This window comes from Streptomyces sp. NPDC090025 (assembly GCF_044748125.1).
Classification (GTDB): Bacteria; Actinomycetota; Actinomycetes; order Streptomycetales; family Streptomycetaceae; genus Streptomyces.
Genome location: NZ_JBIVFL010000012.1, coordinates 96,893 through 111,351, shown reverse-complemented (window position 1 = coordinate 111,351; position 14,459 = coordinate 96,893). Strand labels below are relative to the sequence as shown.

Sequence of the window (14,459 nt, the reverse complement as noted above, 5' to 3'; positions counted from 1 at the left end):
CGCCGGACTGCGGCACCCCGCGCCCCTCCCTAGGCTGGATCTGGATCTGGATCTGGAAGCTGGAGCTGAGCCTGACGCCGACGTGACCGTCCGGAAGGAGGGCCGGTGGCATGACCAGTGCCATTGCGGTACGCACGGTACGACTGCCGGACGGGCCGCTGATCCCGTACGCGGATACCGGCGCGCCCGACGCCCCGGCGGTCGTCCTGGTCCACGGCTACGTCGATTCCTGGTGGACCTTCGAACCGCTCCTTCGCGCTCTGCCCGCCACCGTGCACGCCTACGCGCCCACCCAACGCGGTCACGGCGACGCCGAGAAAACCCCGGACGGCTATCTCCCCGAGGAACTCGCCGCCGACCTGGTCGCCTTCCTCGACGGGGTCGGCATCGAACGGGCCGTGCTCGTCGGCGGATCCAGCGGCGGCGTGCAGGCCCGGATCGTCGCCGGGCGGTATCCCGACCGGGTGACCGGACTCGTCCTGCTCGGCGTGCCGGTGACGCTCGCCGACAAACCGGCCGTCACCGGGCTGTGGGAGACCGTGCGGGGCTTCGGCGAGGGCCCCGTGGACCGCGCCTTCGCCGAGGAGTTCGCGACCGGACTGACGGCCGCGCCGGTCGGCCGCGGCTTCCTGGAGACCGTCGTCGCCGAGAACCTGAAGGCGCCCGCCCGCGTCTGGCGGGAGACCCTGCGCGGCCTCCTCGAAACCGACCTGAGCGCCGGACTGCGCGGCATCCTGGTGCCCACCCTGGTCTGCTGGGGCGACCAGGACCCCCTGCTGACCAGGGCGGAACAACAGACGATCCTCGACGCGGTGCCCCGCTCCCGGCTGCTCGTGTACGAGGGCGCGGGCCACCTCCCGTACTGGGAACGGCCCCAGCAGGTCGCCCGCGACCTCACCGACTTCGTCCACGCCCAACTCCCCCCTTCCCGTTCCCCCGTGAACCCGCACGATCCCGCGTCCCGCGCACCCCGCGCGCGGTGACCGGCCCGCCACGCGACGGGCCGGTCAAGGCGGGCCGTGCCGGGAGGACGGTCCGTCAGCCCGCGGGCGACGGGTCGAGCACCACGAAATCGGCCTGGGCCGTGTCCAGACAGACCGCGAGCCGCCCCACGCCCTCCGCGTCCGCCGGACCCATCTGCACCGAACCGCCGCGCGCCGCGACCGCCGCCGCCGCGGTGTCGCAGTCGTCGACCGCGAACACCGGGTGCCAGTACGGCCGCCCGCCCGCGAGCGCCAGGTCCTCCGCGGACAGCTCCAGCAGACCGCCCTGCATCCGGTCCTCGGGCAGTCCGGCGGGCGTGATCAGCGTGTACGTGCCTTCGCCGCCCGGCATCTCCATGTCGCTGAAGGTCCAGCCGAAGACCGTCCCGTAGAACTCCCGGGCCGCGGCGGCGTCCGTCGTGTACAGCTCCGTCCAGTTCAGCGAACCCGGCTTGTCGACCAGCCCCATGCCGGTGTGATCGCCCGGCTGCCACACCGCGAACTGCCCGCCCAGCGGATCGGTGAACTGCGCCATCACCCCCCACTCGCCCAGATCCCGCGGCGCGACCCGGACCGTACCGCCCGCGCCCTCGACGGCCTGCGTGGTGGCCGCCGCGTCGGCGACCGTGTAGTAGATCATCCAGGCCGACCGCGCGCCCTCCTCGGTCAGCTTGCCGAGCCCGGCGACGGTCTTGCCGTCCTTGCTGAACATCCCGCCCTCCATGTCGCTCCCGTCGCCGCCCATCGGCTCGTACGCCCAGCCGAGCACGGCCTCGTAGAACGCCGCGGCGGCGGGCACGTCGGGTGCGCCCAGGTCGATCCAGCAGGGAGTGCCGGGGACGAAATCGGTGGTGATCATGACGGTGCCCTTCCCAGACGCGTCGCATTCGCTCGGGTGGATCCGTACGGATTTCTCCGCACGACTTCAGCCTGGCACCCGCCACTGACAGTCGCCGCTCGACGGCCGGGGAACGGGCCCGGGAGGGGAACGGGCCCGGGAGGGGAACGGGCCCGGCGGGGCTCCGCCGGATCAGGGCGCGCAGGTGGTGCCGGGGCGCACCGGGGTCAGCCGGACCAGGTAGTCCTCGACCTTCCGGTCCACGCAGGCGTCCCGCCCGTACCCGGTGTGGCCCGGCGCCCTGAGCGTGAGCAGCATCCCGCCCGGGAACTGCCCGGCGAGCCCGACCGCCTCGGCGTACGGCGTGGCCGGATCGCCCGAGGTGCCCACCACCAGGACCGGCGGCACCCCGGGGGCGGCCACCCGGTGCGGGCGCTGCGGCCCGGCCGGCCAGTCCTTGCAGACCAGCTCGCCGGTCAGCCCGGTGGTGCCGTGCACACCCGCCGCCCGTTCGGCGGGCGCCAGGGCGTCCCAGTAGGCGCGCGCGTCGCGCGGATGGGGCACGTCGAGACAGTTCACGGCGATGAGGGCGGCCTCCGCGTTGTCGTCGGGGACACCGGCGTCGGCGTCCCCGGCCGCACCCGGGCCGGCGGAGCCGTCCACGTCCTCGCCCTCCCTCTCGCCGTCGTCCGCGCCCCCTTCGGTGTCGGATCCCTCGCCCTCCTCCTCGCCCTCCGCGCCGAGGGCGGCCAGCGTCGTCCCGTCGCCGCCGTCCGCGGCGGTCAGCGCCTCGGACAGCGGCCGCCACTGCTCCTCCGGCGTGTACATGGCCTGGCCGATCGCCGACAGCACACCGGCCGCGTCGAGACCGGTGTCCGAGCCGTCGACCGGCAGCGGCGCTCGCTGGGTGCGCGCGAGGAGCCGGTCGATCAGCGCGCGTATCGCCTCGGGCGAGGATCCGGGGCAGTCGTCGCCCACCTGGTCGGCGCAGGTCCGCGCGTACTCCTCGACCGCGTCGCGGAAACCACGGGCCTGGCTCAGCATGCGCTGCCGCCAGTCGAGCGACGGGTCGATCGCCCCGTCCAGGACCATCGCCCGCACCCGGCGCGGGAACTGCTCGGCGTACGAGGTGCCCAGGCTGGTGCCGTACGACCAGCCGACGTACGTCAGCCGCCGATCGCCGAGCGCCGCGCGGAGCACGTCCAGGTCACGGGCCGCGTCGACGGTCCCGACGTGTCGCAGGAGCGGGCCGCTGGCCTTCCGGCAGCCGTCTGCGGTACGCCGTGCGTCGGCGAGTGCGGCGGCGCGTTCGGCGCCCGTACGGGGGGTGAGCGGGAGGGGCGCGTCACCCGTACCGCCGGTCCCACCCGCTCCGTCGGCCTCGTCCGCTCCGTCGGTCTCGTCCGTCCCACCCGGGGGTACGCAGGTCAGCGCGGGCCTGCTCTCGCCCACACCGCGCGGGTCGAACGCCACGATGTCGAACCGGTCCCGCACCTCCTTGCCGAGCTCGTCGGCCAGTCCGTCCTTGAGCGCGCGGACCCCGCGCTCGCCGGGGCCGCCCGGGTTGTAGAGCAGCGAGCCGATCCGCCGGTCGTCGTGGGCGGTGGCCGCCTTCGCGACCGGCAGGGTGAAGGTCCGTCCGTCGCCGGGACGGGCGTAGTCCATGGGGACCTTCAGGGTCGCGCAGCGCAGTTCCCCGCACGCCTTCCAGGCGAGCTTCTGGCCATAGAAGGCCCGCAGATCGGCGCGGTCGGCCGGGTCGGACGGGCCGGACCGCTCGGCGGGCCCGGTCGGTGTGCCGGTCGGGGCAGGTGCGGCCGTGCAGGCGGCCGTCGAGACGGCGCCGAGCAGGGCGAGGGCGAGGACGAGGGCACGGCGGCGGTGCCGGGCGGCGGCGCGGATCACGAAGGGCTCCCCTGGGGTGGTCGGTCCCGACGAGCATCACGCGCGGATGCTGAGGTTTTCCTGAAGCCTTCAGGGGCGGGAGATCACGAGGTGATCTTCAGGACGAAGCGGGCGCCACCGCGCGGCCCCGGCCCCGCGGTCAGGGTGCCGCCGTGGGCGTGCGCGACCCAGGAGGCGATCGACAGGCCGAGACCGGTCGAGCCCGCGCCGCTCCGGAACCGCTCGAACAGCGCGTCCGCGAGCCCCGGCGGCAGGCCAGGACCCGCGTCGTCGACCGTGACCGTGCCGTCCCGGCCGACCGTGACGAGCACATCGGCCGGTTCGCCCGGCGCGTGGCCGTGCGTGAGGGCGTTGGCCACCAGGTTCGCCACCGCCCGGCGGACCAGATCGGGATCGGCGTCGACGACCGTGTCGGCCGCCTCGACCCGTACCCGGTGTCCCGCCGTCCGCACCCCGGCGGCATCGGGGTCCGACGCCTCGGCCACGACCGCCTCCACCAGCTGGTCGAGCCGCAGCGGCTGCCGGTCCGGTACGGCCGTCCCGGACATCAGCCGGGCCCGGGTGAGCAGCCCGTCGACCAGCTCGCCCATGCCCCGGGCCAGCCGCAGGGTGCGCCGGTGCACGTCCGCGCTGTCGGTCTCGCCGCGCAGCGCGGTCTCGGCGAGGGTCCGCAGGGCGGCCGCCGGGGTGCGCAGGTCGTGCGCCGCGTCCGCGAGGAACGCCTCCTGCTGGGCGAGCGCGGCGAGAGCGGGCCGTACCGCCCGCCCGGACAGCAGATGGCCGATCGCCGCCGAGAGGACCACGAGCAGCGCGCAGCCGCCGGTGACCAGCCACACCAGGCGCTGGTGGTCGGCCCGGGGCGCGGTGGCGTCCGCCATGGTGACCAGGACGCCCTGAGGGACGTCGGCGGGGGCGGCGGTCTCGTCGTCCGACGGGTAGAAGGGCATCGCGAAGACCCGTACCGGCGCGCCGCCCGTCGCCGTACGGTCGAACGCGCGGGACTCGCCCGCCGTCGCCGCGGCGCGCCCGGCGTCGAGGAGCACGGCGCGGTCCACGGTGACGCACGGGTGGGCGGCGGCGTGCCGGACGCTGAGATCGGTGGGGCCGGTGTCCTCGACGAGGAGCACGTGGAGCGGCGGGCAGGCGGTGTCGATGTTGTCCGCGAGGACGCTGGTGTCGAGGCGCCCGTCGGCGTCGGTCTCCAGGAGTCCGAGCGCCCAGCTCAGATCCGCGTCCATGGAGTGGTCCAGCTGTTCGCGCCACCGCGCGTCGTCGCTGCGCACGGCGAGCACGGCCATCGCGACCAGACCGATCGCGCTGGTCAGCGCGAACAGCACACTGATCCGGCGGCGCAGCCGCAGCACGCGCGCGGTGGGCGTCGGGGGCGCCGTCATCGGGACGAAGGCGGTGCGGGCGGCGTGAGCCGGTAGCCCACCCCGCGCACGGTGAGGATCGGCGGCGGATCGCCGAGCTTGCGGCGCAGCTGCGAGACGAGCACCTCCAGGACGTTGGACTGCGGCTCGGCCATCTCGTCCCAGCAGCTCTCGATCAGCTCGGCGCGGGTGACGGCCTGGTCGGCCCGGGCCGCGAGGACCTCAAGGACCGCGAACTCCCGGCCGGTCAGCGTGAGCAGCACCCCGGCCCTGCGGACCTGGCGCCGCGCGGTGTCGATCTCCAGATCGCCGACCCGGTGCACGGGCGGCCGTACGACGGCGGCCCGCCGGCCCAGGCTGCGCACCCGGGCGACCAGCTCGGGCACCGCGAACGGCTTCACCAGATAGTCGTCACCGCCGCTCGCGAACCCCTCCACCCGGTCCGCCACGGTGTCCCGCGCCGTCAGGAACAGCACCGGCACCGCCCGCCCGGCCCGCCGCAGCCCCTCGACATAGCCGACGGCGTCCCCTGAAGGCAGCATCCGGTCGAACACGGCGCAGTCGTACGCGGTGACGAACAGCGCCTCGTCGGCCGCGGGCAGATCGGCCGCCTCATCGACGGCGAGCCCGGCGGCCCGCAGCGCCGCGGCCACCCCGAACCGGAGATTTTCGTCGTCCTCGACGAGCAGAACGCGCACGTCGGACACCCTACGCGGCGCAGGCCGAGCCCTGGCACCGCGCGTGGCGGTCACACGTCGCGGCCCTCGCCGCATGGATCGACGACGGTCTATGAGTGAGCCCCCCCCGCCCCGCGACCCGCTCCGCACCCCGTTGTCAGACCCCCCTCGTACGGTCGGTTCCACAGGTCCAGGAGGTGTCCCGGGCCGTGGGAAAGCGGGATGCGGAGGAGCGGTCATGGGAGAGATCAGTGTGGACCGGCGGCAGCTCGATCATCTGCTCGCGGACAGCGCGAGCCGGTACGCGGTGCCCTATCAGGAGGCGTTCGCCGCGCTCGCCGTGTCGTACCAGGGGCGGCCGGTGGAGACGATCGTGCCGTTGCTGAGGGACGCCGCCGAGCGCGCCCTGCTCGGGTTCACCCCGGCCGATCTGGTCGATCAGGCCCGGGCGATCAGCAGTGGCGCGCCCTACGAGCTGCGGATCCGGGTCACCGGCAGATAGCCGGGGCAGGCGGGCGGACCGGTCGGCTCGGCCGGGCCACGGCTCAGGCGTACCAGCCGAAGCGTTCGGCGATCACCGGCAGCCGGTCGGCGACCAGGCCGTGCGCGGCGGCCCGGGGGGTGGTGGCGTCCGTGGCGGCGCGGTCGAGGACCTGGCCGACCAGGGTGCGCATGGCGCGCCGGATGTGGGCGAAGGCCGCGTCGGCGTCCGCCTCGATGTCGCCGAACAGGGTCCACCACCACCAGGCGTTGGTCGCCGAGTTGACCACCACGTCCGGCAGCACCGTGATCCCGCGCGCGCCGAGCAGTTCCTCGGCCTCCGCCAGGACCGGCATGTTGGCGGCCTCGACGATCCAACGCGCGGTGATCAGACCCTGGTTGCCGTGGTCGATCGCGTACGAGACGGCCGCCGGGACCAGCACCTCGGCATCGGCCGACAGCCAGGCGTCGCCGGGGAGTTCGATGTCGCCGGGACGCAGGGCGGCGCGGTCCACCGTGCCGAACGCGTCACGGGCGGCGAGCAGCGCCTCGACGTCCAGGCCGTCCGGGCAGGCGACGGTGCCCTTGACGTCGGCCACCGCCACGATCCGCAGTCCGGCCCGGGCCAGGAAACGCGCGGTGGCGCCGCCCATGGTGCCGAAGCCCTGGAGCGCCACCCGGGTGCCCCGGTGCGGCACCCCGGCCCGGTCGAGCGCGGTCAGGACGGACTCGGCGACCCCGCAGCCGCCCGCGAGCTCGTCGAGCCCGATGCCGTCGACCTCGACGGCGAAGGCGTCGGCCAGTCGCCGCCGCGCCGCCGCCTCGTCGTCGAGCAGCGGGAACACCGCCTGCACGGACGAGACCAGACCGGCCTCGGCCGCCGCCCGGTCCACCAGGTCCTGGGTCAGGCCCAGGTCCTCGCCGGTGGTCCAGAACCGCTCCACGTACGGCCGCATCGCCCGCAGGTAGCGGACCAGGACGCCGTACGCGGCCGGGTCGCGCGGGTCGCAGTCGATGCCGCCCTTGGCGCCGCCGAGCGGCACGTACCGGGCGCTCGGGTCGTAGTGCAGCGCCTCCTTCATCGTCATGCCGCGGGCGAGCCCGGCGACCTCGTCGAGGGTGCACCCGGCCCGCATCCGCAGCCCGCCGCTGGACACCCCGCGCACCAGGCGGTCGATCACCAGATGGCCCTGGCGCCCGGTCACATGGTCGGTCCAGCCGACCGACAGCAGCGGGGTGCCGGGCGCGGCGGGGCCGCCGGGGGCGTGGGGAGTGGTCATCGGGAGGGCTCCTCGGGGACGGTGACGATCGTGGGACCGGGGGTGGTGAGCGCCGCGGCGAGCGCCGACGCGAACTCCTCGGGCGACCGCACGACGCTGCCGCCGCCCCCGTACGCGCGGGCGAGCGCCGGCAGATCCACCGCCGGGAGGTCGACGGCGACCGGCGCGTCGCCGCGCGCGGTCATCTCCTCGCGGATCTCGCCGTACCCGCCGTTGTCGAAGACGACGACCGGCAGTGGCCGCCCGCAGGCCGTGGCCGTCGCCAGCTCCTGTACGGAGAACTGCAGCCCGCCGTCCCCGCTGAGCGCCACCACCTGCCGCCCGGGGAACGCGGTCAGGGCGCCGATCGCGGCGGGCAGCGCGTAGCCGAGGGTGCCGAAGCCGGTCGGGTGCAGATAGCGGCCCTCCGGGCCCAGCGGCAGATGGGGGAGCGCCCCGTAGTAGCAGCACTGGGCGCTGTCCGAGGTGATGATCGCGTCCTCGGCGAGCACCCGCCGCATCGCCTTCAGATACGGCTTCCAGCGCGCGTCGCGGCTCTGGGTCTCGTCGTCACGGGTGGTGCGCAGCGCCGTGACCAGGGCGCCGACGTCGGCCTCGTCGTCACGTCCGGCCGCGCCCAGGGTCGCGGCGTCCCGGGACAGCGCCCGGCAGGCCGCGAGCAGCGCGCCGAGCACCGCCGTCGCGTCGCCGGTCAGCGGCAGGTCCGCGGGGAGGCCCGCGTACATCTGCGCCGGGTCCACGTCGACCCGGATCAGCGTGCCCGCGAGCACGGGCAGCGGACCCCACACGTCGGACTCGGCCAGCTCGGTGCCGACCGCAAGGACGACGTCCCGGTCCGCCAGCCACTTCTGCACGGCCGGGCTGTGCAGCGACACCCCCAGCGACAGCGGGTGCCGCTCGTCGACCACACCCTTGCCGTTGGCGGTGGTGACCACCGGCGCGCCGAGCAGCGCGGCGAGCGCCCGGCACTCCGCGGCCGCCGCCCGGGCCCCGCCGCCGACCACCAGGGCCGGCCGCCGGGCGGTGGCGAGGGCGGCCGCGGCCGCCCGTACCGATGCGCGATCGGCGACGATGGGCTCGGCGGGAGGGGCGAGCCGGACGGGGCCGGCCGGTTCGACCGCCTCCAGCAGGTCGAGCGGGATCTCCAGGTGCGCGGGTCGCGGCCGTCCGCTCCGGAACAGCGTGAACGCCCGCGCCACCGCCGCGCCGATCTCGTCCACCGAGCCCACCCGGTGACTGAACGCGGCCACCCCGCGCAGCGCCTCCGTCTGCGAGCGCATCTCGTGCAGCAGCCCGGTGGACTGGCGGGGATGGCGCAGCGGCATCCCGGGCGAGACCACCAGGAGCGGCACGCTGTCCGAGTACGCCTGGCCCACCGCCGCCGCGACGTTCAGGAGCGCCGGGCCGGTCGTGGTGATCGCGACCCCGGGGCGGGCGGCGGCGCGGGCGTAGCCGTCGGCCGCGTACCCGGCGCCCTGCTCGTGCCGGGTCGTCACATGGCGGACGCCGTACGTCGCGAGGTGCCGGTAGATCTCCAGATTGTGCGTGCCGGGGATGCCGAACGCGTCGGTGACGCCGTGCGCGGCGAGCGCGCGGACCACCGCCTCGCCGCCGCTGAGGGCGGACTTCCGGCCGGTGGCGGGGTCGGCGGAAGGACCGGGGGAAAGGCCGGCGGAAACGTCGGGGGAAACGTCGGGGGAGAGGTCGGACACGGTGACTCCAGACACTCCTACTGACTGATTGGTCAGTCAGTATCGGAAGTCGGGAGCGGCACTGTCAACCCCCGCGGACCCCGGCCCGGCTGGCCCGGCGGGCCGTTCGGGGTGCGCCTCGGGCGGGGCGCGTCCGCGCGACGCCGCGCCCCGCCGATCCCGTAGGGTCGGAAGATGGCCAAGTACTTCGACGTCCACCCGCAGTCGCCCCAGCCGCGCACCATCGCCACCGTGGTCGACAGCCTCCGGTCCGGATCCCTGATCGCCTACCCGACGGACTCCTGCTTCGCGCTCGGCTGCCAGATCGGCAACCACGACGCACTGGACCGGATCCGCACCATCCGGCGGCTCGACGACCGCCACCACTTCACCCTGGTCTGCGAGAACTTCGCGCAGCTCGGACAGTTCGTCCAGGTCGACAACAACGTCTTCCGCGCGATCAAGGCGGCCACCCCCGGCAGCTACACCTTCATCCTCCCCGCGACGAAGGAGGTGCCGCGCCGCCTGATGCACCCCAAGAAGAAGACCGTCGGCGTCCGCATCCCCGACCACCCCGTGGCCCGCGCCCTGCTCGCCGAGCTCGGCGAGCCCATGGTGTCCAGCACCCTGCTGCTGCCCGACGAGGACGAGCCGCTGACCCAGGGCTGGGAGATCAAGGAGCGCCTCGACCACGTCCTCGACGCCATCCTGGACTCCGGCGACTGCGGCACCGAGCCGACGACGGTCGTCGACTTCTCCAGCGGCGCGGCCGAGATCGTACGGCGCGGGGCGGGCGACCCCGACCGCTTCGAGTGACGGCGGTGCCCGTACGGGTCGGGTGCGCGTACGGGTCGGGAACGGGTCCGGTACGGGAACGGGTCGGGCACCCGATACCGATACCGACACGGTGCGGGGCCCGGGCCTGACCGGCGCCCTGCCCCGACCGTCCCTGACGTCCCCGACCCATCCCCGGGCGGCCGGGCTCAGCCCGCGGCCAGGTCCCACCGGTCCCAGCGGTCCCGCCGCTCGCTCTCCGGGCGGCGCCTGGCAAGCACGTGCGCCAGCCGGGCCACCTCCCGGTACGGGCTGCGCGAGGAAGCCGCCCATTCCAGGTCCAGGGCCTCCTGGTACGCCGACTCGTCGGGCCGCCAGTCCTCACCGAGGTGGTCGTGGAAGACCCGGACTCCCTGCCAGGGCAGTGGCACGTGCCCCCCGGCCCGGCAGAGCCGGACCAGCTCCTCCGGCGCGTCGCCCCGGGTGGTGAGCCCGAGCCGCCCCGTGCTGCGGTCGGCGCCCGATTCGATCAGCCCGCGCGCCTCCTCGTACGAGCCACGCAGCGCCTCGCGCACTCCGATCGCCGAACTGTTCCTGGTCAGCACGCTGAGGACGCCGCCCGGCGCGAGCGAGCGGGCCAGCCGGGCCATCGCACCGCCCGCGTCCGGCAGATACATCAGCACCCCGTGACAGCACACCGCGTCGAACCCGCCACCGGCGAGCGGCAGGTCCTCGACACCCGCCCTGAGCAGGCGCACCGCGTCCCGCGCTGCGTCCGTGAGCACGGGGTCCGCGGCGATCCGCTCGGCCGCCGCGCCGAGCATCCGCTCCGACGGATCGACCCCGGTCACCCGGTGTCCGGCGGCCGCGAGCCGCCGCACCATCTCCCCGTCGCCGCAGCCTACGTCGAGCACTCGTGCACCGGGCGGCAGCTCGGCGAGCAGCCGCCGGGCGACCAGATCGTGCCGCAGCCGTCCCCGGGCGGACCGGGAACGGGCGGCGTAGGCGGCGCCGACGACGGCGAAGTCAGGGGATTCGGACGGCATCACGGCGCTCCTCGGGGCGACGGACGTACGGACACGAGGGCCATCCCTACCCCCGAGGACCCGCCCGCCAACGGAACCGTCCGCTCCCGTTTCCCCCGGCGCCTGAAACCGCCCCGCACCGGTCCGGATCCCTGTCTCAGCCGACCGGCAGCGCGAGCCCCGGGAAGGCGAAGCGGAACGGATGCCGGAACTCCGCCTCACCGCCCAGGATCAGATCGGCCGCCCGGGTCACCCCCGCCGCCCGCGCGGTGCGCACGATCAGATCGGCCGCCGCGCCCGCGTCGACCTCGCCGGGGCCGCCCGCGTCGAGCAGCCACGGCGCCTCGCCGTCCAGCTCGGCGGGCAGCAGCCCGGCCGTCGGGCGCGGCGGCCAGCCGAGGGCTGCCGCTCCCGCACCGCGCGCCGCCTCGGCGATCTCGTACGCCGTGAACTCCACGAACAGCCGGGCGTCCGAGACCAGGACGAAGAGCAGCGGGGTGTCCGTGCCGGGGATCCGGCCGTACAGCGGGAGGTTCTGCGGTATGCCGAGCGCTGTCGTGACCGCGGGGAGCGTGCGCAGGAACGCGGCGAGCGTCAGCCGCAGGTCGTCCCAGTCGGTCGGCACCTCGTGCCGGGGGTGGTCGAGGGAGAGCCCGGAGCTCTCCCGGACGCCGACGAAGCCGCGGCCCACGCTCTGGTACCAGGTCTCCCACGGCGCGCTCGGCTGGAGCACCGCCTCGGGTCCCTCGGCGCCCGCGCGCAGTTCGAGGGTGGTCTCGGCCATCCGCCAGCGCAGGAACGGCCGCCCCCAGCGGGGGTCGGTGGTGCGCCCGAAGGGCGCGGCGAAGCCGTGCGTCCCGAGGAACGCGGCCTCGCCGAGCGCCGCCCGCATGGCGTCCGCGACCCGGCGGAACTCCGCCGCCTGGGCCGCCGGGTCCGGCGCGGGCAGGCTCAGCGGGAAGACCAGCTCCGCCGGGTCCACGGACACCCGGACCCGTCCCGCGAGACGGCCGTCCGCCAGGCGCCCCAGGCGCTCGGCGAACTCGGCCGCGCCCGCCTCGGTCCAGCGCAGACCGGTCCCCTCGTCCTGGAGCGTGCGGGCCAGCGCTCCCGTCTCCTCAGTGGTGATCATGATTCATGGGTACCACCCACCACCGACAACGCCCCGTCGAGCACCCCGCCCGCACCCCGCCCCCAGCCGGGTGCCCAGCCCTGCCCGCAGCCCTCATCGTGCCCCGCCCGGCGCACCCGACCTGCTGCGTTGTCAGTGGGCCGGGTTAGTGTGCCTGTCGACGAAGCCGGACGAAGCAGTGCGGCGAGAACGACCGAGCGGCGACGAAACGGAAGAACGGAGGCCGACCATGGGCAGGACCCGTGCAGGCCGGCCGCCGGGCACCCGGATCAACCACGACGGGCTGACCCAGCGACAGCAGCAGATCCTCGACATCATCCGCTCCCACACCCGGCAGCACGGCTTCCCGCCGTCGATGCGGGAGATCGCGGCCGGGGCCGGTCTGCTCAGCACCTCCAGCGTGTCGCACCAGATCCGGGCGCTGGAGAAGAAGGGCTTCCTGCGCCAGGACCCGCAGCGGCCGCGGGCGTACGTCATCGCCGACGGCCGTTCCGACGAGCTGCCGGACGATGCGGCCGAGAGCCGTCTGGAGCGCGAGGGCGAGCGTCAGGCGGTGACCGTTCCGCTGGTCGGCCGGATCGCGGCCGGTGTGCCCATCACCGCCGAGGAGATGGTCGAGGACACCCTGGTGCTGCCCCTGCAGGTGGTCGGCGCGGGGCGGCTCTTCGCCGTGACCGTCGTCGGCGACTCGATGCGCGACGCGCACATCGAGGACGGCGACGTGGTGGTCGTGCGGGCGCAGGACACCGCCGACGACGGCGACATCGTGGCCGCGCTGCTGGACGGCGAGGCCACCGTGAAGCGGCTCGCCCACCAGGGCGGGCACGTCTGGCTGAAGCCCGCCAACCCCAGCTACGAGCCGATACCCGGCGACGAGGCCGCCATCCTCGGCAAGGTCGTCTCGGTCCTCCGCCGCCTCTGAGCGTGTTCCCCCTCCGTACTCACCCACCCTTTGAGTACGGACGCTCAGGAACGCGGACCGACCCCGCCCCTACCTTCTGATCATGGACAAGGAAACGGACGGCAGGACGTCGCACGGCTTCGGCTGCGCCGCGGCCGCGATCGTCGTGCTCGGCCTGGTCGCCCTCGGCGCCTGGTGGGTGCAGGACTTCGTGAAGGGCTTCGACGGCTACGGACAGCTGGAGCAGTCCGGCCGCTCCGGCAGCGTCGCCGACCCGCTTCCGGCGGGCGCCACCGCCGAGTACGAGGACGGGCTCGACGTCACGGTGAGCGTCCCCGGACGTGAGCCGGACGGCCGTACGTACCGGTTCACCGTGACGTACGAGAACGGCACCGACCAGACCTTCCGCCTCGGCGGCGACGACGTGCGGGACGCCGTCGCGACCGTGGCCCATGAGGCGCCCCTGGTGGTCAGGGCGGGGCGCTCCTTCATGGACGCGGCGAACGGGGAGTCCGTCGACTGGTCGGGCCAGGACATGCGGGTGGCGGAGGCCGCCCTGATGCCGCCGCTCGGCCCGGACGAGACCCGTACGGTGACGGTCCTGGTCCGGCCCGAGCGGGCGGGCACTCCGGTCACGGTCGAGGTGGAGCCGCCGGACGCGAGTTTCCGCGAGACGGCCTACTTCGAGTTCAGCCTCGGCTGAGCCCCCAGGCCGGGCACCCGCCCGGTGCGTCGGTGCGTCGGTGCGTCGGTGCGTCAGCGGGTGAGCGCGGCGGTGTTCGGCACGACGACGCCGTACAGGTCGTCCATGATCGCGAGCGCACCGAGGTGCAGCTGCTCGGCGGAGACCGCCGCACCGGTCGGGGCGAGCGCGCGGGTGGCGCACGCGTCGGCGACGACGGTCGGCCGGTCGCCGCGCAGGAACGCGCCCGCCGTGGTGAACGCGACGCACATGTGCGTCATGAACCCGGCGATGACGACGTCCTTGTGACCGGCCGCGTCCAGGTGCTCGGCGAGGTCGGTGCCGACGAACGCGTCGGGCACGGTCTTGACCACGACCGGCTCGCCGTCGACCGGCGCCACCCGCGGGTGGATCTGGCCGATCTCGGTGCGGATGTCGTACGGGGTGCCCTCGCCGCCGTCGTTGATCACGTGGACGACCTTGGCACCGGCGGCACGCGCCTGGGCGAGCAGATCGGCGGCGGCGTCCAGGGCGGCCTCCCAGCCGTCCAGCTCCATCACACCCTTGGTGTAGGTGTTCTGGTAGTCGATCAGGACCAGCGTCGAACCCGCGAGGGAGGCCGGGGTCTGGTCGAAGCCGTTCAGCTCGCGCAGGGTGGTGGAGGGCGTGGTGGTGGACATCGCTGCCCCTTCTCAGGGTCGGTTCATGGGTCGTGGAC

The 14,459-nt window shown here is 74.8% G+C and carries 14 protein-coding genes; 5 read left to right on the top strand and 9 right to left on the bottom strand.

Features of this window, described 5'->3' with window-relative positions; all coding sequences use genetic code 11:
- The first annotated feature begins 110 nt into the window (after positions 1 to 110).
- The gene (locus ACIPXM_RS25395; RefSeq protein ID WP_401659476.1) at positions 111 to 983 is read left to right on the top strand and encodes an alpha/beta fold hydrolase; all 873 of its coding nucleotides are present in this window, start codon (positions 111 to 113) and stop codon (positions 981 to 983) included.
- Between the two features lie 55 nt (positions 984 to 1,038).
- Here the strand turns inward: ACIPXM_RS25395 and ACIPXM_RS25390 are convergent, their stop codons facing one another.
- From ACIPXM_RS25390 to ACIPXM_RS25375, 4 genes are all read right to left on the bottom strand, one after another.
- Positions 1,039 to 1,842 carry a VOC family protein gene (locus ACIPXM_RS25390; RefSeq protein WP_401659474.1) on the bottom strand — a complete coding sequence of 268 codons (804 nt, stop codon included), beginning with the start codon at positions 1,840 to 1,842 and terminating at the stop codon, positions 1,039 to 1,041.
- Positions 1,843 to 2,013: 171 nt separating this feature from the next.
- Positions 2,014 to 3,726 carry an alpha/beta hydrolase gene (locus ACIPXM_RS25385; protein ID WP_401659472.1) on the bottom strand — a complete coding sequence of 571 codons (1,713 nt, stop codon included), beginning with the start codon at positions 3,724 to 3,726 and terminating at the stop codon, positions 2,014 to 2,016.
- A gap of 83 nt (positions 3,727 to 3,809) precedes the next feature.
- Complete coding sequence (locus tag ACIPXM_RS25380; RefSeq protein WP_401659469.1) at positions 3,810 to 5,120, bottom strand: sensor histidine kinase; 1,311 nt, start codon at positions 5,118 to 5,120, stop codon at positions 3,810 to 3,812.
- Complete coding sequence (locus ACIPXM_RS25375) at positions 5,117 to 5,797, bottom strand: response regulator transcription factor (RefSeq protein ID WP_401659466.1); 681 nt, start codon at positions 5,795 to 5,797, stop codon at positions 5,117 to 5,119. Before ACIPXM_RS25375 ends, ACIPXM_RS25380 begins: the two co-directional genes overlap by 4 nt.
- Before the next feature lie 217 nt (positions 5,798 to 6,014).
- On the opposite strand from ACIPXM_RS25375, the gene ACIPXM_RS25370 reads away from it, so the two are divergent.
- The gene (locus ACIPXM_RS25370; protein WP_401659463.1) at positions 6,015 to 6,278 is read left to right on the top strand and encodes a hypothetical protein; all 264 of its coding nucleotides are present in this window, start codon (positions 6,015 to 6,017) and stop codon (positions 6,276 to 6,278) included.
- Positions 6,279 to 6,321: 43 nt separating this feature from the next.
- Here the strand turns inward: ACIPXM_RS25370 and ACIPXM_RS25365 are convergent, their stop codons facing one another.
- Together ACIPXM_RS25365 and ACIPXM_RS25360 are read right to left on the bottom strand one after the other, a co-directional pair.
- Positions 6,322 to 7,536 carry a Glu/Leu/Phe/Val dehydrogenase dimerization domain-containing protein gene (locus tag ACIPXM_RS25365; protein ID WP_401659461.1) on the bottom strand — a complete coding sequence of 405 codons (1,215 nt, stop codon included), beginning with the start codon at positions 7,534 to 7,536 and terminating at the stop codon, positions 6,322 to 6,324.
- Complete coding sequence (locus ACIPXM_RS25360; protein WP_401659459.1) at positions 7,533 to 9,248, bottom strand: thiamine pyrophosphate-dependent enzyme; 1,716 nt, start codon at positions 9,246 to 9,248, stop codon at positions 7,533 to 7,535. Before ACIPXM_RS25360 ends, ACIPXM_RS25365 begins: the two co-directional genes overlap by 4 nt.
- 174 nt (positions 9,249 to 9,422) lie before the next feature.
- Between ACIPXM_RS25360 and ACIPXM_RS25355 the strand changes: the two genes are divergently transcribed.
- Entirely contained in the window at positions 9,423 to 10,043 is a 621-nt protein-coding gene (locus ACIPXM_RS25355; RefSeq protein WP_401659457.1) for an L-threonylcarbamoyladenylate synthase, read from the top strand.
- A gap of 167 nt (positions 10,044 to 10,210) precedes the next feature.
- On the opposite strand, the gene ACIPXM_RS25350 is transcribed toward ACIPXM_RS25355, so the two are convergent.
- Positions 10,211 to 11,047: a class I SAM-dependent methyltransferase gene (locus ACIPXM_RS25350; protein WP_401659454.1), complete on the bottom strand. Its 837-nt coding sequence runs from the start codon at positions 11,045 to 11,047 to the stop codon at positions 10,211 to 10,213.
- Between the two features lie 136 nt (positions 11,048 to 11,183).
- A complete protein-coding gene (locus tag ACIPXM_RS25345; protein WP_401659452.1) occupies positions 11,184 to 12,158 on the bottom strand; it encodes a spore coat protein U domain-containing protein in 975 nt (324 codons plus the stop codon).
- Between the two features lie 229 nt (positions 12,159 to 12,387).
- On the opposite strand from ACIPXM_RS25345, the gene lexA reads away from it, so the two are divergent.
- Both lexA and ACIPXM_RS25335 read left to right on the top strand, forming a co-directional pair.
- A complete protein-coding gene (gene lexA, locus ACIPXM_RS25340) occupies positions 12,388 to 13,080 on the top strand; it encodes a transcriptional repressor LexA (protein ID WP_401659449.1) in 693 nt (230 codons plus the stop codon).
- Between the two features lie 82 nt (positions 13,081 to 13,162).
- Positions 13,163 to 13,762 carry a hypothetical protein gene (locus tag ACIPXM_RS25335; RefSeq protein WP_401659447.1) on the top strand — a complete coding sequence of 200 codons (600 nt, stop codon included), beginning with the start codon at positions 13,163 to 13,165 and terminating at the stop codon, positions 13,760 to 13,762.
- 53 nt (positions 13,763 to 13,815) lie between these two features.
- Here the strand turns inward: ACIPXM_RS25335 and ACIPXM_RS25330 are convergent, their stop codons facing one another.
- Complete coding sequence (locus tag ACIPXM_RS25330; RefSeq protein WP_401659444.1) at positions 13,816 to 14,421, bottom strand: cysteine hydrolase family protein; 606 nt, start codon at positions 14,419 to 14,421, stop codon at positions 13,816 to 13,818.
- Positions 14,422 to 14,459: the final 38 nt, after the last annotated feature.